General features: G+C 64.3%; 25 protein-coding genes. 11 read left to right on the forward strand and 14 right to left on the reverse strand.

Translation table 11 applies throughout. The features are described from left to right. Window positions 1-52 precede the first annotated feature (52 nt). The 6 genes from AC1DRD_RS07920 to AC1DRD_RS07945 form a co-directional block, all read right to left on the reverse strand. Window positions 53-532, reverse strand: coding sequence for a glutathione peroxidase (locus tag AC1DRD_RS07920; RefSeq protein WP_478030206.1), 480 nt, complete (start codon window positions 530-532; stop codon window positions 53-55). Beyond that, a complete protein-coding gene (locus tag AC1DRD_RS07925; protein WP_478040959.1) occupies window positions 529-1,134 on the reverse strand; it encodes a GNAT family N-acetyltransferase in 606 nt (201 codons plus the stop codon). Before AC1DRD_RS07925 ends, AC1DRD_RS07920 begins: the two co-directional genes overlap by 4 nt. Then, window positions 1,134-1,838, reverse strand: a complete 705-nt coding sequence (gene lepB / locus AC1DRD_RS07930; RefSeq protein WP_478030208.1) for a signal peptidase I — start codon at window positions 1,836-1,838, stop codon at window positions 1,134-1,136. Before lepB ends, AC1DRD_RS07925 begins: the two co-directional genes overlap by 1 nt. After that, complete coding sequence (locus AC1DRD_RS07935) at window positions 1,835-2,509, reverse strand: ABC transporter ATP-binding protein (protein ID WP_478030209.1); 675 nt, start codon at window positions 2,507-2,509, stop codon at window positions 1,835-1,837. The genes lepB and AC1DRD_RS07935 overlap by 4 nt, the downstream gene beginning before the upstream one ends. Next, entirely contained in the window at window positions 2,502-3,758 is a 1,257-nt protein-coding gene (locus AC1DRD_RS07940; protein WP_478030474.1) for a lipoprotein-releasing ABC transporter permease subunit, read from the reverse strand. The genes AC1DRD_RS07935 and AC1DRD_RS07940 overlap by 8 nt, the downstream gene beginning before the upstream one ends. An 868-nt stretch (window positions 3,759-4,626) precedes the next feature. After that, entirely contained in the window at window positions 4,627-7,164 is a 2,538-nt protein-coding gene (locus AC1DRD_RS07945) for a TonB-dependent receptor (protein ID WP_478030210.1), read from the reverse strand. Window positions 7,165-7,397: 233 nt separating this feature from the next. Here AC1DRD_RS07945 and AC1DRD_RS07950 point away from each other — a divergent pair, with 233 nt between their 5' ends. Further along, window positions 7,398-7,874: an Hsp20 family protein gene (locus AC1DRD_RS07950; RefSeq protein WP_478040960.1), complete on the forward strand. Its 477-nt coding sequence runs from the start codon at window positions 7,398-7,400 to the stop codon at window positions 7,872-7,874. A gap of 109 nt (window positions 7,875-7,983) precedes the next feature. Then, window positions 7,984-8,880 (forward strand): diacylglycerol/lipid kinase family protein, encoded by an 897-nt coding sequence (locus AC1DRD_RS07955; RefSeq protein ID WP_478040961.1) that lies wholly within the window; start codon window positions 7,984-7,986, stop codon window positions 8,878-8,880. A 12-nt stretch (window positions 8,881-8,892) separates the two neighbouring features. Here the strand turns inward: AC1DRD_RS07955 and AC1DRD_RS07960 are convergent, their stop codons facing one another. Continuing rightward, entirely contained in the window at window positions 8,893-10,527 is a 1,635-nt protein-coding gene (locus tag AC1DRD_RS07960; protein ID WP_478040962.1) for a CTP synthase, read from the reverse strand. Window positions 10,528-10,625: 98 nt separating this feature from the next. After that, window positions 10,626-11,060, reverse strand: coding sequence for a preprotein translocase subunit SecG (secG, locus tag AC1DRD_RS07965; RefSeq protein ID WP_478040963.1), 435 nt, complete (start codon window positions 11,058-11,060; stop codon window positions 10,626-10,628). Window positions 11,061-11,308: 248 nt separating this feature from the next. On the opposite strand from secG, the gene AC1DRD_RS07970 reads away from it, so the two are divergent. The 8 genes from AC1DRD_RS07970 (at window position 11,309) to eda (ending at window position 18,950) form a co-directional block, all read left to right on the forward strand. After that, complete coding sequence (locus AC1DRD_RS07970; protein WP_066583478.1) at window positions 11,309-11,629, forward strand: MarR family transcriptional regulator; 321 nt, start codon at window positions 11,309-11,311, stop codon at window positions 11,627-11,629. After that, window positions 11,565-11,939: an SH3 domain-containing protein gene (locus AC1DRD_RS07975; RefSeq protein ID WP_478040964.1), complete on the forward strand. Its 375-nt coding sequence runs from the start codon at window positions 11,565-11,567 to the stop codon at window positions 11,937-11,939. The genes AC1DRD_RS07970 and AC1DRD_RS07975 overlap by 65 nt, the downstream gene beginning before the upstream one ends. Continuing rightward, on the forward strand, window positions 11,936-12,865 hold the full coding sequence (argC, locus tag AC1DRD_RS07980; protein WP_478040965.1) for an N-acetyl-gamma-glutamyl-phosphate reductase: 930 nt from the start codon (window positions 11,936-11,938) through the stop codon (window positions 12,863-12,865). Before AC1DRD_RS07975 ends, argC begins: the two co-directional genes overlap by 4 nt. Before the next feature lie 83 nt (window positions 12,866-12,948). Further along, window positions 12,949-14,418, forward strand: a complete 1,470-nt coding sequence (gene zwf, locus AC1DRD_RS07985) for a glucose-6-phosphate dehydrogenase (RefSeq protein ID WP_478030219.1) — start codon at window positions 12,949-12,951, stop codon at window positions 14,416-14,418. 168 nt (window positions 14,419-14,586) lie between these two features. Next, window positions 14,587-15,300, forward strand: coding sequence for a 6-phosphogluconolactonase (gene pgl, locus AC1DRD_RS07990; RefSeq protein WP_478030220.1), 714 nt, complete (start codon window positions 14,587-14,589; stop codon window positions 15,298-15,300). 155 nt (window positions 15,301-15,455) lie between these two features. After that, complete coding sequence (gene edd, locus AC1DRD_RS07995) at window positions 15,456-17,267, forward strand: phosphogluconate dehydratase (protein ID WP_478040966.1); 1,812 nt, start codon at window positions 15,456-15,458, stop codon at window positions 17,265-17,267. Between the two features lie 103 nt (window positions 17,268-17,370). Next, on the forward strand, window positions 17,371-18,339 hold the full coding sequence (glk, locus tag AC1DRD_RS08000; RefSeq protein ID WP_478040967.1) for a glucokinase: 969 nt from the start codon (window positions 17,371-17,373) through the stop codon (window positions 18,337-18,339). Beyond that, window positions 18,336-18,950, forward strand: coding sequence for a bifunctional 4-hydroxy-2-oxoglutarate aldolase/2-dehydro-3-deoxy-phosphogluconate aldolase (gene eda, locus AC1DRD_RS08005; protein ID WP_478030224.1), 615 nt, complete (start codon window positions 18,336-18,338; stop codon window positions 18,948-18,950). The genes glk and eda overlap by 4 nt, the downstream gene beginning before the upstream one ends. Before the next feature lie 152 nt (window positions 18,951-19,102). Here the strand turns inward: eda and mltG are convergent, their stop codons facing one another. The 6 genes from mltG to fabD form a co-directional block, all read right to left on the reverse strand. Further along, on the reverse strand, window positions 19,103-20,092 hold the full coding sequence (gene mltG, locus AC1DRD_RS08010) for an endolytic transglycosylase MltG (protein WP_478040968.1): 990 nt from the start codon (window positions 20,090-20,092) through the stop codon (window positions 19,103-19,105). Between the two features lie 7 nt (window positions 20,093-20,099). Beyond that, window positions 20,100-21,359, reverse strand: a complete 1,260-nt coding sequence (gene fabF, locus AC1DRD_RS08015) for a beta-ketoacyl-ACP synthase II (protein WP_478040969.1) — start codon at window positions 21,357-21,359, stop codon at window positions 20,100-20,102. Window positions 21,360-21,477: 118 nt separating this feature from the next. After that, entirely contained in the window at window positions 21,478-21,714 is a 237-nt protein-coding gene (locus tag AC1DRD_RS08020; protein WP_066583498.1) for an acyl carrier protein, read from the reverse strand. A gap of 92 nt (window positions 21,715-21,806) precedes the next feature. Beyond that, window positions 21,807-22,322, reverse strand: a complete 516-nt coding sequence (locus tag AC1DRD_RS08025; RefSeq protein WP_478040970.1) for a hypothetical protein — start codon at window positions 22,320-22,322, stop codon at window positions 21,807-21,809. Beyond that, window positions 22,319-23,059 (reverse strand): 3-oxoacyl-[acyl-carrier-protein] reductase, encoded by a 741-nt coding sequence (fabG, locus tag AC1DRD_RS08030; RefSeq protein WP_478040971.1) that lies wholly within the window; start codon window positions 23,057-23,059, stop codon window positions 22,319-22,321. Before fabG ends, AC1DRD_RS08025 begins: the two co-directional genes overlap by 4 nt. 186 nt (window positions 23,060-23,245) lie before the next feature. Then, the gene (fabD, locus tag AC1DRD_RS08035; protein WP_478040972.1) at window positions 23,246-24,181 is read right to left on the reverse strand and encodes an ACP S-malonyltransferase; all 936 of its coding nucleotides are present in this window, start codon (window positions 24,179-24,181) and stop codon (window positions 23,246-23,248) included. A gap of 253 nt (window positions 24,182-24,434) precedes the next feature. Here fabD and AC1DRD_RS08040 point away from each other — a divergent pair, with 253 nt between their 5' ends. After that, window positions 24,435-24,809 (forward strand): RcnB family protein, encoded by a 375-nt coding sequence (locus tag AC1DRD_RS08040; RefSeq protein WP_478040973.1) that lies wholly within the window; start codon window positions 24,435-24,437, stop codon window positions 24,807-24,809. The last annotated feature ends 174 nt before the right edge of the window (window positions 24,810-24,983 follow it).

Genomic DNA, 24,983 nt, shown 5'->3' on the forward strand with positions numbered 1-24,983 from the left:
CCTTGGCCACCCCGGCGGCGAGCTTACCCACAACTTTCGACGGTACGCGCGTTCAAAGCAGCTTTTCGATATCCGCCGCGATCTCTTCGGGCTTGGTGGTCGGCGCATAGCGTTCGACCACCTGGCCGTCGCGGCCGACCAGGAACTTGGTGAAGTTCCATTTGATGCCCTCGGTACCTAGGAACCCGGGCGCCTGCTTCTTGAGTTCGCCGTAAAGCGGATCGGCGCCCGAGCCGTTGACGTCGATCTTGGCGAAGACCGGGAAGGTCACGTCATAGGTCAGCGAACAGAAGTTCGCGATTTCCTCGGCATTGCCCGGCTCCTGCGCGCCGAACTGGTTGCAGGGGAAACCCAGCACCTCGAACCCGCGATCGGCATATTTGCGATGCAGCGCCTCCAACCCTTCATATTGCGGCGTGAAGCCGCATTTCGAGGCGACGTTGACGACCAGCAGGACCTTGCCGGCATAGGCCGAGAGGTCGGCGTCGCTACCATCCGCCGCCTTGACGTGAAACTCGGTGATCGCGGTCATGCGCCCTTCCCCTCATAACGGGCCATCAAGGCGGCGATATTGCGCTTCACCCCCGGCCATTCGTGTTCGAGGATCGAATAGAGCACGCTGTCGCGATAATGGCCATCGTTGAGGATGAGATGGCCGCGTATCACCCCGTCCATCCGCGCGCCCAGCCGCTCGATCGCCGCGCGAGATTGGCGATTGAGGAAATCGGTGCGGATCTGGACGCAAAAGCAGCCGAGCGCCTCGAACGCGTGGGTCAGCAGCAGCATCTTCGCCTCGGTGTTGAGCCCGGTGCGCTGAACGCGCGTGGCATAGACCGTGCCGCCGATCTCGACCCGGCGGTGCTGCTTCGCCATGCGCAGGAAGCGCGTGACGCCGGCGATCTCTCCGGCGGCATCGCGGACAGTGAACGGCATCGCGCGCCCGGCCTCGAACTCGCGTTCGAGCCGTTGGTACCAAGCCTCGACCGTGGACGAATTGGGTATGGTGGTGTGAAAGGCGCCCTTCAGGTCAGAGGCGAACGCCGCGAGGATGCCCTCTCGATCGTCACGTGTCAGCGGCGAGAGCGTGACGTGCCGGCCGTTCAGCGTCGGAATCGTCCGCCAGGGATCGCTCATCACTTTCCGCTACCGGCTGAAGTCGCGGGATCGCGCCGGTCGATCGGTCTCGCCATGCGCCCCTTGACCTTCGACCAGGCGATATAGTCGATCACGCCCAGCACCTGCTCGATCGGCACCATCCCGACCCCCATTTCATCGACAGGTGCTCGGCTGTCGGCCGCCTGGTCGCGATTGTCGCCCAGCACGAACAGCGTGCCGGGCGGAACCTTGGCGGCAGGCATATCGTCGAACGGACCCGGGATCGTCATCCTGATAACGCGATGCGAGCCGCGTTCACCCGGCAGCCGCTCGGCATAGAGCAGGCTCCGAGTATTCCCGTCTAACGTCGGGCCGGCCCCAAGCTCGCGCCGCCGGGCGGCCACGCCATTGATCCAGGGAAAGCCGCCGCGCATTTCGATCGTATCCCCGCCCACGGCGGCTACGCGGGCGACGCGCACCTCGTCCGGCGTGCGCCGATAGACGATCACCTCGCCCCGTGTCGGCTCGCCCGGTTGGCGACGGCGCGGCAGAACCCGATCACCCGGGATGAGGTTCGGCATCATGCTTTGCGATGGGATCGAATAATAGCGCCCGGTGCGCTGACCGTCGAACATTAGACCAACCACCGGCCAGCACAGGTAGAGCAATGCTCCGATGACGAGCGATCCGATGACGAACAATCCCGCGACGATCCGCATCTGGCGGCGCGCGGAAGCATTCATTGAAGGTGCCCTTCGTGCAGGCGCAGGACGCGGTCCATCCGCGCGGCCAGCCGCTCGTTATGAGTCGCTACCACGGCCGCCGACCCTTCCTGCCGCACCAGCCGCAGGAATTCGCCGAACACGATCTCCGCGGTCGCCTCGTCGAGATTGCCGGTGGGCTCGTCGGCGAGGATCAAGGCGGGCCGGTTGGCCAGCGCGCGGGCGACCGCGACGCGTTGCTGCTCGCCGCCCGACAATTGGCTCGGCCGATGCGTCAGGCGATGCCCCAGGCCGAGCGTCGTCAACAGGTCGGCCGCGCGAGCGTCGGCATCTGCGCGCGAGGCCCCCTTCACCAATTGCGGCAGCACGACATTCTCGATCGCGTTGAAATCGGGCAGCAAGTGATGGAATTGATAGATGAAGCCCAGCATGTCGCGGCGCGTCGCGGTACGCTCCGAACTGCTCATCTGCGCCGCTTCGGTGCCGGTGATGCGGATCGACCCGCCGAACCCGCCTTCGAGCAGGCCGACTGCCTGGAGCAAGGTCGATTTGCCCGAGCCCGAGGGGCCGAGCAGCGCGACGATCTCACCGGGCGCGATCGACAAGTTCACCCCGCGCAGGACGTGGATCGTCTCCCCGCCTTGCTCGAAGCTGCGGGTCAGGCCGGTGGTGGCGAGGACGGCGTCACTCATAGCGAAGCACCTGGACTGGGTCGGTGCTGGCGGCGCGCGACGCCGGGTACAGCGTCGCGAGGAAGGTCAGCAGCAAGGTGATCGCGACGACCATCGCGATCTCGATCGGATTGGGCTTGGATGGCAGTTCGGTCAGGAAGCGGATCGAGGGATCCCATAGATTCTGCCCCGACACTTTTTGCACGAAGTCGACGATCGGCTGGCGGAAATAAAGCAGGACGAATCCCAGGATCAGCCCCGCGATCGTGCCGAGAATGCCGATCGTCGTGCCGACGGTGATGAAGATCCTGACCATCGCGGCGCGCGGCGCGCCCATCGTCCTGAGGATCGCGATGTCGCGCGTCTTGGCGCGGACCAGCATGATCAGCGATGACGCGATGTTGAACGCCGCGACCAGGATGATGATGCACAGGATCACGAACATCGACACTTGCTCGATCGCCAGCGCCTCGAACAATTGCGCGTTCATCTGGCGCCAATCGCTTACGGCGGCGGTCTGGCCAAGCGACGCGCGCAGCGGCGCCAGGATCGGCCCGACCTGATCGGCGTCCCTGGTGTTGACCTCGATCATCCCCACCGTGTCGGGATCAAGCAGCAGCAGGGTCTGCGCCTCCTCCATCGGCATGACGACATAGACCTTGTCGTAATCGTAGACGCCGATCTCGAAGATTGCGCCGACCGTATAGGACACCATCCGCGGCACGGTGCCGAACGGGGTCGATTGTCCCATCGGGCTCCAGATCGTGACCTGACTGCCGATATCGACGCCAAGCGTTTCGGCCAGGCGCGATCCGATCGCGATCCGGTTGCTGCCGGCGGTCACGCTGTTGAGGTCGCCGGCGACGACATGACCGGCAATCGTCGGATTGCCGCGGATATCGGGCACAGTCAGCCCGCGCAGGCTGATCGGCTCGGCGCGACCATTGTTGGTCATCATCAACGGCTGTTCGATCATCGGCACCGCGCTGGTGACGCCTGGCGTCGCCTTGGCGCGTGCAAGCAATTGCCGCCAGTCGTTGAGCGGACGGCCGCCATAGCCCTGGATCACGGCATGGCCGTTCAGTCCGACGATCTTGTCGAACAATTCGGCGCGAAAGCCGTTCATGACGCTCATCACGATGACCAAAGCGGCGACGCCCAGCATCACCGCGCCTAGGCTGAACCCGGCGACGAGAACGATGAAGCGCTCGCCTTTGCCGGGCAACAGATAGCGCCCGGCAATCATGCGTTCGTAGCTCGACAGGAGAATCAATCAGGCCTCGCGATCCGCCCCCGGAATGTCGGGTGCTTAGGGTCTGTACTCGATAGCGGCGGGGATCGAGATTGCGTTGTGGAGCCCGTCGGCGAGGAGCGCAGCGCAGTCGCGTAGCTTGAGCTACGCGCAAGCAAGCGACGACGTCCGGCGGGCTCCACAACGCAACCTCATCGGGGCGGGCGGATTTTGTCGCGTGGAGGGCGTCGCTCGTCGGTCACGATGCATAATGCATCGCTCCCTCCTCGCTCCTACCCACGCGACAAAATCCGCTCCGTCTCGACCCCGTCGCTATTGAGTACAGACCCTAAGGCGTATCGCGATTACAGGCAACCAAGGCGGTGCTGTGGCGGATTCGACACATGCGCGCCGCAATCGTGCGGCGACCCGTTGTTTGGCGATGACAAGACACCAGTCGCCGCTTAGCAGTTTGCTTCGCGAAACGCAGGTCAATGGCCGTGGTTCGGGGATCGCTTCCAGCTCCGCCTTAAAAGAGGCGTGCGGGCGGAAGTTACAAGGGGGCTGACGAGCAATCGTCACGCAGGCGCCCGGGTCGGAAACGGCCCGGGCGTTTGTCATTTGGGGCGAAGGCGAGCAGCGAAGCTGCGAGCCGGTGCGCGAAGCGCATCGCCCCAAACGGCCGCCGGTCCGCAACGCGGCCCGAGCGACGGCGGCTTCGCCGACCGGTGCCCCTTTCGTCGACCGGCGCCCCGCCTGCCCTCATGCCGTCATGCCGCCCTCTTCCGTCATGCCAGCGAAAGCTGGCATCTCATGAGGGGGCTACTGCCTGAGACCCCAGCTTTCGCTGGGGTGACGTTAGTATTCCTCAGGGTTGACGTTAGTTTTCGCCAGGGCGACGCCTTGATCAAAAACTAATCCGGAACGTCCCGCCATAAGTCCGCGGGTCGCCCGGCTGGCCCACAATCAGCCCCGTGCTGCCCGATTGCGTGCTCAGCAGCTCGAAATAATGCTGGTCGAACGCATTGCGCACCCAGCCGTACAGGTTCCACTTGTCCTTGCGGAAACCGAGCCGGAAGTTCGACAGCGAATAGCCATTGATATCGGTGTAGAGCGAGCGCGACGGGTTGGACGAGAATTTCGAGCGATAGCTGCCGTCATAGCCGAGATAGACCTGGCCCCCGCTGACCGGCACGTTCACTTCGCCGCCGAACGAGAACGACCATTTCGAGATGCCGGGCAGAACCGATCCCGAGATATCGCAAACCAAGGGGCTGAGACCCGGCGTGCCGGGCGCCGCCGGCGTCTGACCGGGAAGCGCCGGGTTACCGCCGGACAATTCGGGCGGGCACGGCGCATTGCGGAAGCGGACATATTTGGCATCCGTGAAGGCGCCGTTGGTGTACAGGCTCAGCCGCGGACTGGGGCGGAAGGACGAGTCGAACTCGATGCCGCGCACGCGGACCCGCGCCGCATTGGCCAGATAGCCGCGGATAACGGTCGTCTGCCCGTTGTTCACGGTCGCCTGGTAATCCTTGATGTCGGTCCAGAACGCGGCGAGGTTGAACGTCACCCGGCGGTCGAGGAACTGCGTCTTCAACCCGAGCTCGAAGTGATTCTCCTTCTCGGGCTTTACCGTCTGGGTCGACAGGTCGACTCCGGTATTGGTGGAATTGAGCGGCAGTCCCGACAGGTTGATCCCGCCCGACTTGAAGCTGCGCGCATAGGTCGCATAGCCGTGAATGTCCTTGGAGAAATCGTAGGACAGGGTCAGGTCGCCGGACAGGTTCCAGGCGCTGAATTTCGGGCTGTAACGTTGCGGCGCCAGCGTATTGAGCTGATCGGCAAGCGCGGTCCCGTTCTGCAGCAGGGTCGCGACATTATCCGCCGTCGCGACGAAATTGTACTTGGCGTTGTGGATGCTGACGACCGACTCGTAAAAGCCTGATTTCTTGTCGTAATTGAGTCGCAGGCCGGGCTGGATGTGAAAGCCGGGCGCCGCTTCCCAATTGAGTTTGCCGAACACGGCGAAGCTCTGATTGCTGAAATGGATCGAGTTGGTCGAGGTCAGCCCGTCGAGCACCAGCGGATTGCACGCATTGGCCGTCGGCGTGGCGCAACCGCTCGATCCTACCGGTACGTTGCCAGGATTGAGCAGCCACCGGCTCGCCGCCGGGCCCTGCACCTGCGACCCCTGCGTATCGATCGTCTGGTCGAAGAAGAATGCGCCGAGCGTGTAGTTGAGCTTACCGTCGCCGTTCGAGGCGAGGCGCAATTCCTGCGACCATTGCTTCTGCTGCGACGGATTTTGCGAGACGGTGGTGATCGGCAAGCCGACGAAATCGCGGTCGTTGGCGGGCTGCCAATCCCAATAGCGCCAGGCGGTTACCGACGTGATTGTCGCGCCGCCGACGTCCCAGCTGCCGACCAGCGACAGCCCGCCGACCTCCTGGCGTGAGTTGATCGATGCGTCGAGGTCGGTCACGCGGTCGAACGGATCGAAACTCGGCGGCTTGTAGCCGAGCGCCGCGGCCAGCGCGGCATATTGGCGGTTGAGCGGCCGCTGCGTCGCGCCAACCCGGGCGTAATATTGCACGCAGCAATAGGGATTCTGCAGACTGAAATCGGCCGAGAAGTTGAAATCCAGATTGGGCGTCGCTTGCCACAGCAACTGCCCACGCACGCTGAAATTGTCCTGCTTCTGCAGATTCTTGTCGATCGCGGTGTCGTAGATCGACCCGCCTCGCTTGCTCACCGAAGTCGACAGACGCACGCCCAACTTGCCGTCGGCGATCGGCGCCGAGGCCGAGCCTTTCAGCTGGACCAGGCCGTAATTGCCGGCGCTGACCTCGAACGTCGCTTCTGGCGACGAAAGGTTGGGCTTCTTGGTCGTGATGTTGACCGCGCCCGCGGTGGTGTTCTTGCCGTACAGCGTCCCCTGCGGCCCACGCAGCACCTCGACGCGATCGATGTCGACGAAATCGAAGGTCGAGGCGCCGACGCGGCCGATATAGACCTGGTCGATATAGAGGCCGACGCCCTGCTCGATGCCGTCATTGGTCAGCCCGAACGGCGCCCCCAAACCGCGGATATTGATCGCCGAATTGCGCGGATTGCTCGAATAGAATTGCAGCGCGGGCTGGAATTGCTGGAGCCGGTTGACGTTGAACGCCCCGGCATTGGCCAGCGTTTCGCCGCTCAACACCGCCACCGCGAGCGGCACGGTCTGCAAGCGTTCCGACCGGCGGCGTGCGGTGACGACAATGTCGCCCCCTGGCGTCGGCGCGGCTTGCGGATCGGCTTGGGGCTCGGGCGCCGGTGAGGGTGCGTTGGCGGCAGTATCGTCTGGCGCGACGACCGGCGCTGCCGGGCGAGCGGCGTTGTCGGCGAGCGCGATGCTTTGCGGCGATGCGGCGGCAAGCAGGAGCGGAAACGCAGCGAGCATGATTCGGTAATCCCCTAGACGATTGATTAACGCCTTAATCCCCACTGAGTTGCTGGGAATAAAAGCAAGATCGTCTGACCAGCTACGCAAGCCAAACTTTATCACCGTTGAAAGATAACGATATTTTGTCGGACAGGCACTCTTGAACCGGCGCCGGAATGCCCCAGATATGCGATGACGCGACGCCCATCGGGGTCGCGTCGTTGTGACATCGCTCAATGGAGGATGATTAAATGCGACAGTTCGACCTTACTCCCTACCGCCGCTCGACGATCGGCTTCGATCGCCTGTTCGATATGCTCGAAGCCTCGGCGCGGCAGAATGGCGGGGACAATTACCCGCCCTTCAACCTCGAGCGGATTGCCGAGGATCATTATCGCATCACGATCGCGGTCGCCGGTTTCCGCCGCGACGAGATCGAGATCGTCGCCCAGCAGAACCTGCTGACCGTCAAGGGCAAGAAGGACAAGGACGGCGATCAGTCGGCCTATCTTCACCTCGGTATCGCGACGCGCAGCTTCGAGCGCCGCTTCGAACTCGCCGACTTCATCCGGGTCGACGATGCGCGGCTCAATGACGGTCTGCTGACCGTCGACCTGGTGCGCGAAGTGCCCGAGGCGCTGAAGCCGCAGTCAATCGCGATCAAGACGGGCGCCCCGCTCGCCGCAATCGAGACCAGCCCGGCCGCTGACGAAACCAAGGCGGCCTGACAGACCGGCGCTTTCTCGCTCCCTTGAAAGCGCCAATGGGCGTCCGGGCCGACAGGTCCGGGCGCCTTTTTCGTTTCGATGGCGCCGGTCGTCCTGTTAGCTGTCGGCGATGAAGACGCTGCAGGTGACCGTGAACAAGACTGGCGGCACGGCGGCCAAGATGGGCGACGCGCTGGTCGGAGAGCTGGAAAAAGCTTTTACACAAGCGGGGACAACGGCCGACGTCACAGCGCTCGATGGCGAGCAAATCCCCGAAGCGATCGAGGCGGCAGCGAGATCGGGACGGGTGATCGTCGCGGGCGGCGACGGCACCGCTGCCGGCGCTGCGCAAATCCTCGCGGGCAGCGATACCGAACTCGGCCTGCTGCCGCTCGGCACGCTCAACCATCTGGCGCGAGATCTCGGCATCCCCACCGATCTGGGCGAGGCCGCCAAGGTTGCGGTGAATGGCCAGCCTGTCGCGATCGACGTCGGCGAGGTCAACGGACAGGTCTTCGTCAACAACGCGTCGATCGGGCTCTACCCGTTGATGGTGCGCAAGCGCGAAGGTTTGCGCCGTGCCAAGGGCTGGCCCAAATGGCTGTCGACGCTGCCAGCGGCGTTCGCCGTGCTCGAGCGGCTACCGCATCATCGGTTGCGGCTCGATTGGGGCAAAGGCGAGCGCAGGATCGTCACGCCACTGCTGTTCGTCGGCAACAACGTCTATTCGCTTGATCGCGGCGAGGTTGGCAAACGCGGTACCCTGACCGACGGCAAATTGTCGATCTATGCCGTGACGCATCGACGGCGCGCGGCGCTGATCTGGTTCGCCCTGCGCGCGCTGGTCGGGCGCGCTGAACGCTCGCTCGATTTCGAGACGCTCGGCGAATGCGAGACACTTACCGTCAGTTCGAGCGGCGGATCGATCGAAATCGCACTCGACGGCGAACTGAAGCGGATGGACTCCCCACTCGAATTCCGCATCCGCGCAGGCGCGCTGAGGGTACTGACGCCGGGCGACTCCTAAAAGCAGTGACGTCTAGACCAACCTGCTCTGCCGCACCGCCGCCGCGATGAAGCTGGCGAACAACGGATGCGGGTCGAACGGCTTGGATTTCAGTTCCGGGTGGAACTGGACGCCCACGAACCAGGGATGATCGGGGCGCTCGACGATCTCGGGCAGCATTCCGTCGGGCGACATGCCGCTGAACACCAGCCCGCCTTTTTCGAGCGGTTCGCGATAGCCGGTATTGACCTCGTAGCGATGGCGGTGCCGCTCGCTGATGTCGGTCGAGCCATAGATTGACGAAACGACGCTGTTACCGTCGAGCTTGGCGTCATAGGCTCCAAGCCGCATTGTGCCACCCAGATCGCCACCCGCTTCGCGCTTTTGAACGCCTTCAGCCGACATCCATTCGGTGATGATGCCGACCACCGGTTCCTCGGTCGGGCCGAATTCGGTTGACGAGGCCTTCTCGATCCCCGCCAGGTTCCGCGCGCCCTCGATACAGGCCATCTGCATCCCGAAACAAATGCCGAAATAGGGGACGTTGCGTTCGCGTGCGAATTTGACCGAGGCGATCTTGCCTTCCGCCCCGCGCTCGCCGAACGCGCCGGGGACCAGGATCGCGTGGCAGGGTTCCAGGCTCGCCGTGACGTCGCTATCGGCATGTTCGAACAATTCGGCGTCGATCCAGCGGACGTTGACCTTGACCCGGTTGGCGATGCCGCCATGGACCAGCGCTTCGTTCAATGACTTGTACGCGTCCTGCAGGCCGACATATTTGCCGACCACGCCAACCGTCACTTCCCCTTCCGGGTTGGTCAGGCGATCCATGATGTCGGTCCAGCGCGCGAGATCGGGCAGTGCTTCGGAATCGATCCCGAAAGCATTGAGGACAGCGTCGTCGAGGCCTTCCTCATGGTATTGGACCGGCACGGCGTAGATGCTCTTGGCGTCGAGCGCCGGAATGACCGCTTCCTTCGGCACGTTGCAGAACAACGCAATCTTCGCGCGCTCGCTCGCGGGTAATGGCTGCTCGCAGCGGCACACCAGCACGTCGGGCTGGACGCCCAATGCCGCCAGCTCGCGTACGCTATGCTGGGTCGGCTTGGTCTTCAGCTCGCCCGCGGCGGCGATGTACGGCACCAACGTGACGTGGATGCTGACCGAATTGCCGCGGCCAAGATCGTTGCGAATCTGGCGGATCGCTTCGATGAACGGCAGCGATTCGATATCGCCGACCGTGCCGCCGATCTCGCACAGCACGAAATCGAGATCGTCGGTCTCGGCGAGCGCGAACGCCTTGATCGCGTCGGTGACGTGCGGGATGACCTGGACGGTGGCGCCGAGATAGTCGCCGCGGCGTTCGCGCTGGATGATCTGCTGATAGATCCGGCCGGAGGTGACGTTGTCCGACTGACGGGCAGCAACGCCGGTAAACCGTTCGTAATGGCCGAGATCGAGGTCGGTTTCCGCCCCGTCATCGGTCACATAGACCTCACCATGCTGATACGGGCTCATCGTGCCCGGATCGACGTTGAGATAGGGATCGAACTTCCGGATGCGGACGCGATAGCCGCGTGCCTGGAGGAGGGCAGCCAGTGAAGCCGCCATCAAACCTTTGCCCAGCGAGGAGACCACGCCGCCGGTAATGAAAATAAACCGCGCCATGGGAGTCATCGCCTAGCTGGTATTGGGGGTAAGCCGCAAGCACGCGACTCCGCCCGCGCGAACAAAAAGTCCGCGCGGGCGATTAGAACGAAATGGATTTAGCGGACGGGAACCGCGCCGTTGCTGGCCGGAGCTACCTTGTTCTCGCCCGGCGCCAGAGCGCCCGGGAAGGTGACGTTGCTGCCGGCACCCGCCGCCGCATTGGCCGCCGCGCCACCAAACGCGCCACCCGCCGGCTGCGGGGCAGTGCCCGCCGGCGCGTTGATCGGCGCCGCGCGATTGAGCGAGGTGTCGATCGAGGTCGCATGCCGCGTCGCCGCCATCACCGCCAGGATGATGGTCAAGGTGACGAAGATCGTCGCCAAAATCGCCGTGGACCGCGTCAGGAAGTCTGCAGCACCGCGCGCGGACATCAATCCGGCCGGGCTGCCGCCACCGGTCAGGCCGCCACCTTCGGAGCGCTGCATCAGGATGATGGTGACGAGCGCCGATCCGACGAGCAACTGAACGACAAGGACGAAAGTGAAGAGCATCGAACGACTGTGACCTGCGAAACTGGAGAAAGCGGGGACATAGGCGACCCCTTCCCCGCGATCAACCGCTCATCCACCGGACGACACGTGGCGTTTCCATGACATTTCGTGTCCGCACTGAAACTCAATCGCCCCGGCGCACGTTGTTACGCCTGCGATAGCGACCGCCTTTCGAGCCTTGTGGACAATCAGTGAGCACCGACATGAACATTGCCAGCACTTTCGACAGCTCCCCGCTAACGCGGTGGATGAATACGCTGGTCGATTATGTCCGATCCGGCGAGCCCGATCTCACCAACCGCCAGATGGCGCTGTTGCTCGTCGTTTATCTCAGTCCGGGGCCGCATACGGTGCGCGGTCTGGCCCGCGCGTTGAACGTTTCCAAGCCCGTCGTGACACGCGCCTTGAACAGGTTGGGGGCGCTCGGCTATCTGCGCCGCCAGCGCGACGATACCGACAAGCGCAACATCTTTATCGCGCGTACCACCGAAGGGGCAGGCTTTCTTGAAGAATTCGGACAATTTGTGGGAGAAAGCGACCCGCCCCGCGCCCGCAGAGCCACCGCGTAGAACCTTCGCGCTGACGGGTCCGTCGATATCGATAGACCCGCGCCACAACGCGATTCGCCCCGACCTGGCCGACGTTCGGCTCGCCGAATACGTATTCGCGCCGCATTACGCTGCGCCCCTGCCCTGTGTAGTAACCCGCGCCGTGACCTTGCACGCCGAATCATCCCCCACGTCCGAGCCGCTCGCCGAACTCACCGTCGGTGAGAGCTTCGAAGTGCTGGAAGTCCTGCGCGAGGTCGCCTGGGGTGTGTCGCCCGAACACCGCCTGGCCGGCTATGTCGACCGCACGGCACTGGATCTGGCGGCATGAACGTCAACGTCTTCATCGATGGCGGTGCCGGCACCACCGGGCTAGAGATCCGCGAACGGCTGTCCGGGCGGAGCGACGTCACCCTCGTCACGCTGGACGAAGCGGTGCGCAAGAATTCGACCGCGCGCAAACAGGCGCTGAACGATGCCGATTTCGTCATCCTGTGCCTGCCCGACGATGCCGCGCGCGAAGCGGTGGCGATGATCACGTCGGACAAGACGCGGGTGATCGACGCCTCGACCGCGCATCGCGTCGCCGAGGGATGGGCCTATGGTTTCGCCGAGCTCGAACCGGCCCAGCAGGCGGTGATCGCCGAGGCGCGCTTCGTCAGCAATCCTGGCTGCTATCCGACCGGCTTTCTCGCGCTGGTCCGGCCGCTGGTCCGCGCGGGGCTGATCCCGCACGACTGGCCGCTCAGCGTCAACGCGATCTCGGGCTATTCGGGCGGCGGCAAATCGATGATCGCCGAGTTCGAAGAGGGTAAGGCCAACACCCGCGCCCGGCTGTATGCTTTGGGTCTGGCGCACAAACATGTCGCAGAAATGCAGAAGCATGCCCGGATTGCGCATCCGCCGATCTTCGCGCCCGCGGTCGCCGACACGTACCGCGGCATGATCGTCGAAGTGCCCGTGCCGCTCCATGCCCTCCCACGCAAACCGTCGCTGGCGCAGATCGAAACGACGCTGGCCGAAGCCTATAAGGACAGTCCGCTGATCCGCATGGGCGCGGCGGACGCCCAGTTCGTGACAATCGAGGACGATGCCGGCAGTGACCGCCTGACCTTGCGCGTCTGCGGCAATGCCGAGGCCGGACAAGCGCGGCTGGTCGCGACGCTCGACAATCTCGGCAAGGGCGCGGCGGGGGCCGCGGTGCAGAATCTCAACATCATGGCGGGATTCGACCCGGTCACGGGCCTGACTTTATGAGCGCGACGCCTTAAATTCGTCGGTCTCCACACTCTCCGCCCTGCGCCAAGCGCAGGGCCAACGGTCTAAACGAGGAAAGCTAGATGCCCGGAACGCGCCAGCCGCTCGACAAATTGCTGCTGTTCGGCGCGACCGGGGATTTGTCGCAGCGCATGTTGCTGCCTTCGCTCTACGGCCTCGACGAAGACGGGTTGTTGCCGGCCAACATGACGATCACCGGCACCGCAAGGACGGTGTTCGAGGACGGTGCGTTCCGCAAATTTGCGAAGGAAGCGCTCGAAAAATACCTGCCCGAGGATCGCAAGGACAAGGACAAGATCGCCTCCTTTCTCAAGCGGTTGAACTATCAAGCGCTCGACGCAACCGAGGCCGACCATTTCAAGAACCTGTCGGACGAACTCGGCGACACCTCGAAGGGGCTTGCGATTTTCCTGTCGACCGCGCCGAGCCTGTTCGAAGCGACGATCAAGGGTCTCAACGGCGCGGGCCTGGCGCATGGCAATGTCCGCATCGGGCTCGAAAAGCCGCTCGGCTACGACCTCGCCTCGAGCCGCGAGATCAACGACGCGGTCGCCGCGGTCTTTCCCGAGGACCGGATTTTCCGGATCGACCATTATCTCGGCAAGGAGACCGTCCAGAACATCCTGGCGCTGCGCTTCGGTAATTCGTTCTACGAGCCGGTGTGGAATGCGCAGGGCATCGACAATATCCAGATCACCATCGCGGAGACGGTCGGACTGGAAGAGCGCGCCGGCTATTATGATGGCGCCGGGGCGCTGCGCGACATGGTCACCAACCACATGCTGCAGCTGCTGGCGCTGATCGCGATGGAGCCCCCTGCCCGTTACGACAAGGACGCGATCCGCGACGAAAAAGCCAAGGTTTTCCGTAGCTTGCACGTAATGACGCCAGAGGAAGTGCCGCATCTGACCGTCACTGGTCAGTACGGCCCCGGCGCGGTCGACGGGAAGATCGTCAAGGGCTATCTGGAGGAACTCGGCAAGCCGTCGACCACCGAGACGTTCGTCGCGATCAAGGCGAGCATCGAGAATTGGCGCTGGCAAGGCGTACCCTTCTACCTGCGCACCGGTAAGCGCATGGCGGTGCGCCGCAGCGAGATCGCGATCCAGTTCAAGCCGGTGCCGCATTCGATGTTCGCCGGGCGCGGCGGCCTGCTCCAGCCCAACAAGCTGATCATCCGCCTGCAGCCCGAGGAATATATCTCGATGCTGGTGATGGCGAAGGAGCCGGGTCTCGATCGCGAGGGTATCCATCTGCGCGAAGTGCCGCTCAATCTCAGCCTCGACGCGGAATTCGCCGGCACGCGCCGCCGCATCGCTTATGAACGCCTGCTACTCGACCTGATCGAGGGCGACCAGACCCTGTTCGTTCGTCGCGACGAAGTGGAGGCGCAATGGGCCTGGACCGACGCGATCCGTGCCGGCTGGACGGCCAACGACACCAAGCCCAAGAGCTATGCCTCGGGCAGCTGGGGTCCGTCGACCTCGATCGCGCTGACCGAGCGCGATGGGGTGACGTGGCAGGACGATTGAGTTTCTAAAATCCTCTCCCGCTTGCGGGAGAGGAGCGAGACTTAGGTCGGCGCAGCCGGCCTTAGTCGCAGCGGTGAGGGTCTTCTGTTGCCCCACAGCTGGAAGAAAGAAGACCCTCACCCAACCCTCTCCCGCAAGCGGGAGAGGGCTTTAAGAGCGAAGAGCAACATGGCAACCAACGAAGAAATCGAATGGTGGGAATATGACGATACCGACGAGATGGCGGATGCCGTCTCGGGCGATATCGCGTTCATCATCGAAAGCGCGATCGAAGCGCGCGGCGGTGCGGTGGTCGCGCTGGCCGGTGGTAAGACGCCGATCCCGATCTACGCACGGCTCGCCAAGGCGAAGCTCGAATGGAAGCGGGTGACGATCATCCCCGGCGACGAGCGCATCGTGCCGCTGGGCGACCCGCTGTCCAACGTGACGATGATCGCCAAGACCTTCCTGCCGCTCGGCGCGCGCGTGATGCCGATCGTTCCGCAAGCGACGGCGGACTACAAAGCGGCGGGCCGATCGGCCGACGCGCTGATGCAGGATCTGCATTGGCCGCTCGACCTCTGCCTGCTCGGCATTGGCGGAGACGGCCATACCGCCTCGATCTTCCCGGGTCCGGATTTCGACGAAGCGCTGAACGGTCCCAAGGAGCGCCGGATGCTCGGCGTCATGCCCGACCCGCTGCCGCCCGAAGCGCCCGTGGCGCGCGTGACGCTCAGCCGTGCGGCGATCGTCTCGTCAGCGGCGGTGATCATCGCCATCACCGGTGCCGACAAGAAGAAGGTGCTGGAGGACGCGATCAGCCAGGGGCCGAGCTCGTCCTATCCGATCGGGCGCGTTCTCGCCGATACCGAGCTTCCCGTCGACATCCACTGGGCGCCGTAGCCACGGTCAGGCCACCGAGAGAGTGGCCCCGGTTTCAGCGCATACGAATTTCCATCACCCAGTGAGGCGCGCGGGCTTGCCCAGACGTTGGGCAGGTCTAGGACGAAGTTGAAAGAGCTGGCACGTCCTGCTCCTGGCAAACGGACCCCAAGACCATGAACCCGGCAGTATCCGCCGTCACCAACCGTATCGTCGAGCGCTCGCGCCCGACGCGCCGCGCCTATCTCGACCTGATCGAGCGGGAACGCGACCGCGGATCGCGGTCGCGGGCGACGCTCGGTTGCGCCAACCTCGCGCACGGTTATGCCGGGACCGAGGAAGATCGCGACGCGATGAAGACTAATGCCGCGATGAATATCGGCATCGTCACATCGTATAACGACATGCTGTCGGCGCACGCGGTCTATTATCGCTATCCCGAGCAGATGAAGGTCTGGGCGCGCGAAGTCGGCGCGACCGCACAGGTCGCCGGCGGCGTGCCGGCAATGTGCGACGGCGTAACCCAGGGTTATCCGGGGATGGAGCTGTCGCTGTTCAGCCGCGACACGATCGCGCTGTCGACCGCGATTGCGCTGACTCACGGGCTGTTCGAGGGCGCCGCTTTGCTCGGCATTTGCGACAAGATCGTGCCCGGTTTGCTGATGGGTTCGCTGCGTTTCGGCCATTTGCCGACGATTCTGATCCCCGGCGGTCCGATGCGCACCGGCATTCCCAACAAGGCCAAAGCGGCGGTCCGCGAGCAATTCGCCGAAGGGAAAGTCGGCCGCGAGGAATTGCTCGAAGCCGAGATCGGCGCCTATCATTCGAAGGGCACCTGCACCTTTTACGGCACCGCCAACACCAACCAGATGATGATGGAGGTGATGGGCCTCCACATGCCCGGCGCCGCTTTCGCCAATCCCGGCACCAAGCTGCGCCAGGAACTGAGCCGAGCGGCGGTGCATCGTCTCGCCGAGATCGGTTGGGACGGCGACGATTACCGTCCGCTTGGGCATTGCGTCGATGAACGCGCGATCGTCAACGCGGCGGTCGGCCTGCTCGCGACGGGCGGATCGACCAACCATCTGATCCATCTGCCGGCGATCGCCCGCGCGGCGGGGATCGTGATCGACTGGGAAGACTTCGATCAACTGAGCCGCGCCGTGCCCTTGGTCGCGCGCGTCTATCCCAACGGATCGGCCGATGTGAACGGCTTCGAGGATGCCGGCGGCATGCCGTTCGTGATCCGCGAATTGCTCGGCGCCGGTCTGCTCCATGGCGACATCCTGACCGTAGCGGGGAACTTCGCCGATTACGGCAAGCGCCCGGTGGTCGAGGGTGACGGCCTGCGCTGGGAAGATCCCGGCGCGAGCGGCGACGAGACGATCCTGCGCCCTGCCGCTGCTCCCTTCTCGACAGAAGGCGGCTTCCGCATCCTGACCGGCAATCTCGGCCGCGCCTGCATCAAGGTGTCGGCGGTCGACCAGGATCGCTGGGTGGTCGAGGCACCGGCGCGCGTGTTCCACGATCAGGCCGACGTCCAAGCGGCGTTCAAGGCCGGCGAACTCGATCGCGACGTCGTCGTGGTGATGCGCTTCCAGGGCCCGCGTGCGAACGGTATGCCCGAGTTGCACAAGCTGACCCCGCCTTTGGGCGTGCTCCAGAACAAGGGCTATCGCGTGGCGCTGGTCACCGATGGCCGCATGTCGGGCGCGTCGGGCAAGGTGCCGGCGGCGATCCATTGCTCGCCCGAGGCCTTGGGCGGCGGTCCGCTCGGTCGCGTGCGCGACGGCGACGTCATCAGGCTCGATGCGGTGAACGGCACGCTCGACGCGCTGGTCGACGCGGTCGAATGGGATGCGCGCGATCTTGCGGAATGTCCGCCGGCGGCTGAGGGCATGGGGCGCGAGCTGTTTGGGTTGTTTCGCGGGGCGGCTGACGAAGCGGAATTGGGCGCCAGCGCGATTTTCGCAGGCGCTGGGTTATAAGAACCGTCACCCCAGCGAAAGCTGGGGTCTCAAGCCAAGTGCCAATACCGCATGAGATCCCAGCTTTCGCTGGGATGACGATCTGGGGAGGTTGAGGAAGCACATGGAAGTCGTCGCAGTCGATATCGGGGGCACTCATGCCCGCTTCGCCATCGCGGAAGCGGCGGACGGCAAGGTCGTCTCGCTCGGGCCGGAAACTACCCAGAAGACCGCCGAGCACGCCTCGCTCCAGACCGCGTGGCAGGATTTCGGCCGGCAACTCGGCCGCGACTTGCCCAAAGCGGCGGCGATCGCGGTCGCGTCGCCGGTCGGCGGCGACGTCATCAAGCTGACCAACAATCCCTGGATCATCCGCCCCGCGCTGATCCCCGAACGGCTCGGCGCCGACATCTATGTCATCGTCAACGATTTCGGCGCGATCGCCCACGCCGTGGCCCAGCTTGCCGATGAGGACTTCCAGCACATTTGCGGCCCCAAGCGACCCCTGGCGCGCAGCGGCGTGACCTCGATCTGCGGGCCGGGCACCGGCCTGGGCGTCGCGGGGGTGCTCCATGCCGGCGGCACCTATCATGTGCTGTCGACCGAGGGCGGGCATGTCGATTTCGCCCCGCTCGACGCGTTCGAGGATGCGATCCTCAAGCGGCTGCGCAAAACGTTCACCCGCGTCTCGGCCGAGCGGATCTGCGCCGGGCCGGCGATCGTCGCGATCTACGAAACCCTGGCCGAGATCGAAGGCAAGGCAATCCGCCACCTCGACGACAAGACGATCTGGACGATGGCGTTCGAAGGATCGGACAGTCTGGCGATCGCCGCGCTCGACCGCTTCGTGCTCGCGCTCGGTGCGTTCGCCGGCGACCTCGCACTGATGCAGGGGGCGAAGGACGTCGTCATTGCCGGCGGTCTGGGCCTCAAGCTCAAGGAGCATTTCGCGCGGTCGGGCTTTTCCGAACGCTTCACCGCCAAGGGGCGGTTCCAGCAGATGATGGCCGCTATCCCGGTCAAGCTGATCACCCATCCCCAACCCGGCCTCTACGGCGCCGCGGCCGCTTTTGCCCAGGAGCATGCCAAGTGAACGACACCGTCAACCCGATCGAACGCATCATGCTGGCGGCGCCGGTCATTCCGGTAATCGTGATCGAGGATCTGGCGAGCGCAAGGCCGCTGGCCGAAGCCTTGGTCAAAGGCGGCCTGCCCGTGCTTGAAGTGACGATGCGCACGCCGGCCGCGCTCGATGCGATCCGCGAGATGAAGAAGGTCCCGGGTGCGATTGTCGGTGCGGGCACCGTCATCAACCCCGCTCAGTTCGCGCAAGTGATGGATGCCGGGGCCGAATTCATCGTGTCGCCGGGCCTGACCGAGCGTCTGGCCGAGCCGATCATCGCCAGCGGCGTCCCCTATCTGCCGGGCATCGCCAATTCGGCAGATCTAATGCGCGGACTCGATCTCGGGCTGACGCACTTCAAATTCTTTCCGGCGGAAGCCAATGGCGGGCTGAAGGCGCTCAAGAGCTTGGCGGCGCCATTCTATCAGTGCAAATTCTGTCCGACCGGTGGGGTCAGCGAGGCCAATGCACGCGAGTGGCTGGCGTTCGAACCCGTGCTGTGCGTTGGCGGAAGTTGGGTGTGTTCGGGCACGCCAGAAGAGGTTGAGGCGAAAGCGCGGGCTGCGGCTGGGTTGCGCTGAAATCCCTCTCCCCTTGTGGGAGAGGGAGGGAGCGGCGAAGCCGCGGAAGGGTGAGGGGGAGTCACGAGCGATATCGCTTATGAGTCCCCCTCACCCTTCCCACGCCTTCGGCGCGGGCCCCTTCCCTCTCTCACAAGGCGAGAGGGAAAATCTCACATCTCGCCCCGCGCTCTCCTGATCGCGTACCATTTCTGCACGTTGGCATTATGCTGCTCGAGCGTGTCGGCAAACACATGCCCGCCCGTCCCGTCCGCGACGAAATACAGCGCCTGCGAATCCGCCGGATTGAGCACCGCGTCGATCGACGCCCGCCCCGGATTGGCGATCGGCCCCTTAGGCAACCCCGTCATCGCATAGGTATTGTAGCCGTTATTCGCCTCGAGCTCCGAGCGCAGGATGCGGCGGCCGAGCGGCTTGCCCTTGGTCACCGGGTAGATCACCGTCGGATCGGCCTGGAGCGGCATGCCGCGCTTCAGCCGGTTCGAATAGACCGCGGCGACCATCCGCCGCTCCGACGGTTTGCCGGTTTCCTTCTCGACGATCGACGCGAGGATCAGCGCTTCACGCGGCGTCTTGGCAACGGTCGTCGGCGAGCGCTTCGCCCAGGCCTGGTCGAGATAGAGCGCCATCGCGTGCTGCATGCGCTGGATGATCGCCTCACGGCTGTCGCCGCGTTCGAAACTGTAGCTGTCGGGCAGCAGCGAGCCCTCGGCGGGCACGTCGATCTTCCCCGTCAGCTCGGACATCGCCATCAGCCGCTCCTGCGCCATGATCGACGGCCACCCCTCGGGAATGGTGATAAAACGCTGCAGCGTCTTGCCGCCCTGCAGCAGCTTCAGGATGTCCGACTGGCTGAGATGCGCGGGAATGCGATATTCACCGGCCTTGATCCCTGCCCCACCGCCAAAGACCTTGGCGAGCAAGGTGAAGCGGCTGGCGGATGAGATCGCGCCGGCTTGTTCGAGTTGCTCGGCGGCCTTGTTGAGGCTGGTGCCCGGCGCGATCGAGACGGTGACGTTCTTCGGCAACGGGCCGCGCCCGCCCCAGCTATAGACCAGCCAGAAACCGCCCGCGACCAATAGCAGCGCGGCGACGAGACCGAGGCATCCGAACCGGCTGCCGCCGCGCTTCTTGCGGGCCATGGCGGGGTCAGACCGCCTTCATCACCAGGCTGGCATTGGTGCCGCCGAAGCCGAACGAGTTGTTGAGCACCGCCTTGACCTTACGCTCCTTGGCGACGTGCGGGACAAGGTCGACGCCCGCGCAATTGTCACTTGGATTGTCGAGGTTGAGCGTCGGCGGCACGATCTGATCGCGCAGCGCCAGGATACAGAAGATCGATTCAACCGCGCCCGCGCCGCCGAGCAGATGGCCGATCGCCGACTTGGTCGACGACATCGACATGGTGGCGATGTTGTTGCCGAACAGGCGGCGCACGGCGTTGAGCTCGAGCTCGTCGCCGAGCGGCGTCGAGGTGCCATGCGCGTTGATATAATCGATATCGCTCAGGTCGAGTCCCGACTTGCGCATCGCCATTTCCATCGACCGGAACGCGCCCGATCCTTCGGGATGCGGCGCGGTGACGTGATAAGCGTCGCCCGACAGGCCATAGCCGATCACTTCGGCATAGATTTTGGCGCCGCGCTTCTTGGCGTGCTCATATTCCTCGAGACACACAACACCAGCGCCCTCGCCCATGACGAAACCGTCGCGGTCCCGGTCGTACGGACGGCTACCGCGCCACGGTTCGTCACGGAAGCCGGTCGACAGAGCACGCGCCTGGCCAAAACCGGCGATGCCGATCGGGCAGATCGCGCCTTCCGCACCGCCGGCGAGCATCACGTCGGCATCGTCCATCGCGATCATCCGCGCGGCGTCGCCGATCGCATGCGCGCCGGTCGAACACGCCGTGACGACGGCGTGGTTGGGGCCCATCAGGCCGTATTTGATCTGCACCTGACCGGTGATCAGGTTGATCAGGCGGCCATGGACGAAATGCGGCGAGACGCGCTTGGGACCTTTTGCGGCGAGCACCAGCGATTCGCTTTCGATGCCCGGCAAGCCACCAATGCCCGATCCGATCGAGCAACCGGCGCGAAAGCGCTCTTCCTCGCTCATCTCGGTCAGGCCGGCATCTTCGAGCGCCTGACCGGCGGCATCGATGCCGTAGACGATGAACGGATCGACCTGGCGCTGGACCTTATGGTCGACGCGCTTGTCGGGGTCGAAGCCATATTCGTGATCGGCCGGCTTCACTTCGCACGCATAATTGCTGTGGAAGTCGGTCGCGTCGAAGCGCGTGATCGTCCCCGCGCCTGATTTGGCTGCGATGATGTTCTTCCAGGCCGTTTCGACATCCGCCCCCAAGGGGGTCACCAGGCCCAGGCCGGTCACGACTACGCGCCGCATGGTCTTCTCCAATCCAAGTCTCTTACAGCGAAACGGCCCCCCGGCCCTGGGTAACCCTGGGACGGGGAGCCGCTCGTTACTCTATACGCCCGCGGCGGTCAGCCACGGAAAAGAGGGCTCAGCCCTGATGTGCGTCGATATAGGTGATCGCGTCGTTGACGGTCGTGATCTTCTCGGCGGCATCGTCCGGGATTTCGACCCCGAATTCTTCCTCGAACGCCATGACCAGCTCGACGATGTCGAGGCTGTCGGCACCGAGATCGTCGATGAAGCTAGCCTCAGGCGTCACCGAACCGGCTTCGACGCCCAGGTGCTCGACCACGATCTTCTTCACCCGGTCGGCAGTATCGCTCATTCGTCAGCTTCCCTCTATTGTTCCGGGGTACCCCGGGGAATTTCCTGAACGCACGTAGAACGCGAGTGGTGCCCGCGCAAGAGGGGGCACGTTCACGCGGCGGCGAACTCCGCCGGATAGAACTCGATTGCGGCCAGTGCGGAGAAATATAGCAGCACGTGGCGGCGCGCGCGCGGCTGCGCCGCCGCACCCCTCACCGATGCCAGTGCACCTGAAGACGCCTTTTCGATCAGGCTCTTGCGGTCCTGGGTCGGCAGAGCTGCGTAAGCTGTCGCGAGTTTGGTGGCGTCGAGCCCATCGCTCCGCAACGCGGCTTCGGCACCCAATTTCGTCGCCCTTCCTTGGGTGTAGGAAACGGCAGCCTGAACCGCGTCCGGCGACCAACTGCCGGCGGTGCGGCAGGCTTGGCGCGCGGCGAGCAGTGCGTCGCGGTCGGTATCGAGCGCGGCTGCGGGATTGCCGCCCTTGTCGGCCGCGGCGACGACGCCGTCGCCAATCCGCTGCATCGCGGTCGGACCCAATTTCGCCTCGATGCAACCGATATCGCCTGATGCCGCCCAGGCAGTACCGGGCGCGAGCAGGGCGGCGGCGATCAGGATGATCCTCACAGCATTGCCATCCCGCCATTGACGTGAATTGTCTGGCCGGTGACGTATCCGGCTTCCTTCGACGCGAGATAGACCACAGCGGCACCGATATCCTCGCCGGTGCCGAGATCGCCCGCCGGGATCCGGCCGAGCAACGCAGTTTTCTGCGCTTCCGGCAGTACGTCGGTCATCGCGGAACGGATGAAGCCGGGCGCGACGCAATTAACGGTGATGTTGCGGCTGGCGAGCTCTTGCGCCAGCGCCTTGGACATGCCGACCAGCCCGGCCTTGGACGCGGCGTAATTGGCCTGTCCGGGATTGCCGGTGGCACCGACCACCGAGGTGATCGAGATGACGCGACCGTAGCGCGCCTTCATCATCGGTCTGGCGGCGGCGCGGACGAGGCGGAACGCGGCTTCAAGGTTGACTTTGATCACCTGCTCCCATTCCTCGTCCTTCATCCGCATCGCGAGATTGTCGCGCGTGACGCCGGCATTATTGACCAGGATATCGAGCTTGCCGCCCAGCGCCTCGACCGCCTGCGGCACCAGCGCGTCGACCGCGGCGCCGTCCGACAGATCGCATTGCAACGCGACATGATCCCCGCCAAGCGAAGCCCGGAACGCCTCCAGCTTGTCGGCATTCGATCCCGACACTGCGAGCCGAGCCCCCTGCCCGGCCAAAGCCTGCGCGATCGCCGATCCGATCCCGCCGGACGCGCCGGTAACGAGGGCCGTCATGCCTGTGAGGTCGAACATCATTTCATCTCCAGATTTTGATTTTGGTTCACGCGGAGGCGCTAAGGCGCAAAGGGTTTGTAGTCATTGGCTACGCGACGGAGCTCTTCTTGAGCATCTCGCCGCATTCGCAACGCGTCGTCAACGACAGCAGACGCCAGAGCCTATATATCCTGCAATCTTCGCGCCTTCGCGCCTCCGCGTGAATCAAAAAGATTTAGCCAACGCCTCGATGTCCTCCATCGAGATCACGCTTGACGCATCCACGTCCGGAACGATGCGTTTGACCATTGGGCTCAGCACCTTGCCGCCGAATTCGACGAAGCGCTCGACGCCGGTGTCGGCCATGTTGATCACCGACTCGCGCCAGCGCACCATGCCCGTCACCTGTTCGACCAGCAGCTTGCGGATCGTATCGACGTCGCTGACCGGCTGCGCGGTGACGTTGGCGAACACGGCGACCAGCGGCGTGTCGATGCGCGCCTCGGCCAGCGCCTTTTCCATCGCATCGGCGGCGGGCTGCATCAGCGGACAGTGGAACGGTGCCGATACCGGCAGCGCGATGGCGCGCTTGGCGCCATAGTCCTTCGCGATTTCGATCGCACGGTCGATCGCTGCCTTGGCGCCCGAGATCACCACTTGCGACGGATCGTTGTCGTTGGCGACGGTGCAGACCTCGCCCTGCGCGGCGGCTTCGGCGATCTTCTGCGCGATCGTCAGGTCGGCGCCGAGCAACGCCGCCATCGCGCCCACGCCTACCGGGACCGCCGCCTGCATCGCCTCGCCGCGGTGGCGCAGCAACAATGCGGTGGTGGCAAGGTCGAGCGCGCCGGCGGCACATAAGGCGCTATATTCGCCCAGACTGTGGCCCGCGACGTAGTCGGCCTTGTCGGCCAGCTTCAGCCCACCTTCCTTCTCCAGCACGCGCAATGTCGCGATCGCGTTCGCCATGATCGCGGGCTGAGCGTTGGCAGTCAGCGTCAGTTCGTCGGCGGGCCCGTCGAACATCAGCGCCGACAAATGCTGGCCGAGCGCCTCATCGACTTCCTGGAACACCTCGCGCGCAGCGGCGCTGGCCTCGGCGAGCGCCTTGCCCATGCCGACCGCCTGGCTGCCCTGGCCCGGAAATATGAAAGCGCGCATCGTCGTCTCCCCGATTGAGGCTGCGGCACTAGAAATGCTGCGCTGGTTAGGCAAGTTCGGTCGTTTTGGTGCGGGCCGAAATTCGCACCGAGATGCGTTCCGCTGATGAAGTATTCCGCGGCGCCGACCGACCGCCTCTTCGACCTGCTACAGGTTGATACAAAATCACTCGCTTCCCGCGACACCTTCACGACATGCGCTTCCCAAATTGCCCTCCGACGCCATTCACGACGTCGTCCGAATGGAGGTAACGATGAAAAAGCTGATCCTCACGGCTGCGGCCGTTTCGCTACTTGCCAGCCCGCTCGTGATCGCGCCGGCTTCCGCCGCGCCGCAGCGCGACGATCGCACCAAGGTCAGGACCGGCCCGGACGGGCGCCCCGTCCTCATCACGCATGCAGTCACTTCACCGGCGCGCCCGAGCTTTCGTCGCTGGAACAAGGGCCAGCGCTTCGATTATCGCTATGCGCAGAATTATCGCGTGGTGAACAATTGGCAGCAATATCGCGGCCGCCGCCTCTACGCACCGCCGCGCGGCTATCACTGGGTGCGGTCGGGCAACGACGCGGTGCTCGTCGCGGTCGCGGGTGGCGTGATCGGCGCGGTTATCGCAGGCGCGTTCAACTGATGTAAAGCCCCTCTCCCGCGTGCGGGAGAGGGAGGGGCCCGCCGCGAAGCGGTGGGAGGGTGAGGGTCTTCTTTCTTCTTCCTCCTCACGGAATCAAAAAAGTAGAAAGAAGACCCTCACCCAACCCTCTCCCGCATGCGGGAGAGGGCTTTCCACGCGCGAGAGGGCTCTGCT

The organism is Sphingomonas sp. P4_G2 (genome assembly GCF_056401155.1).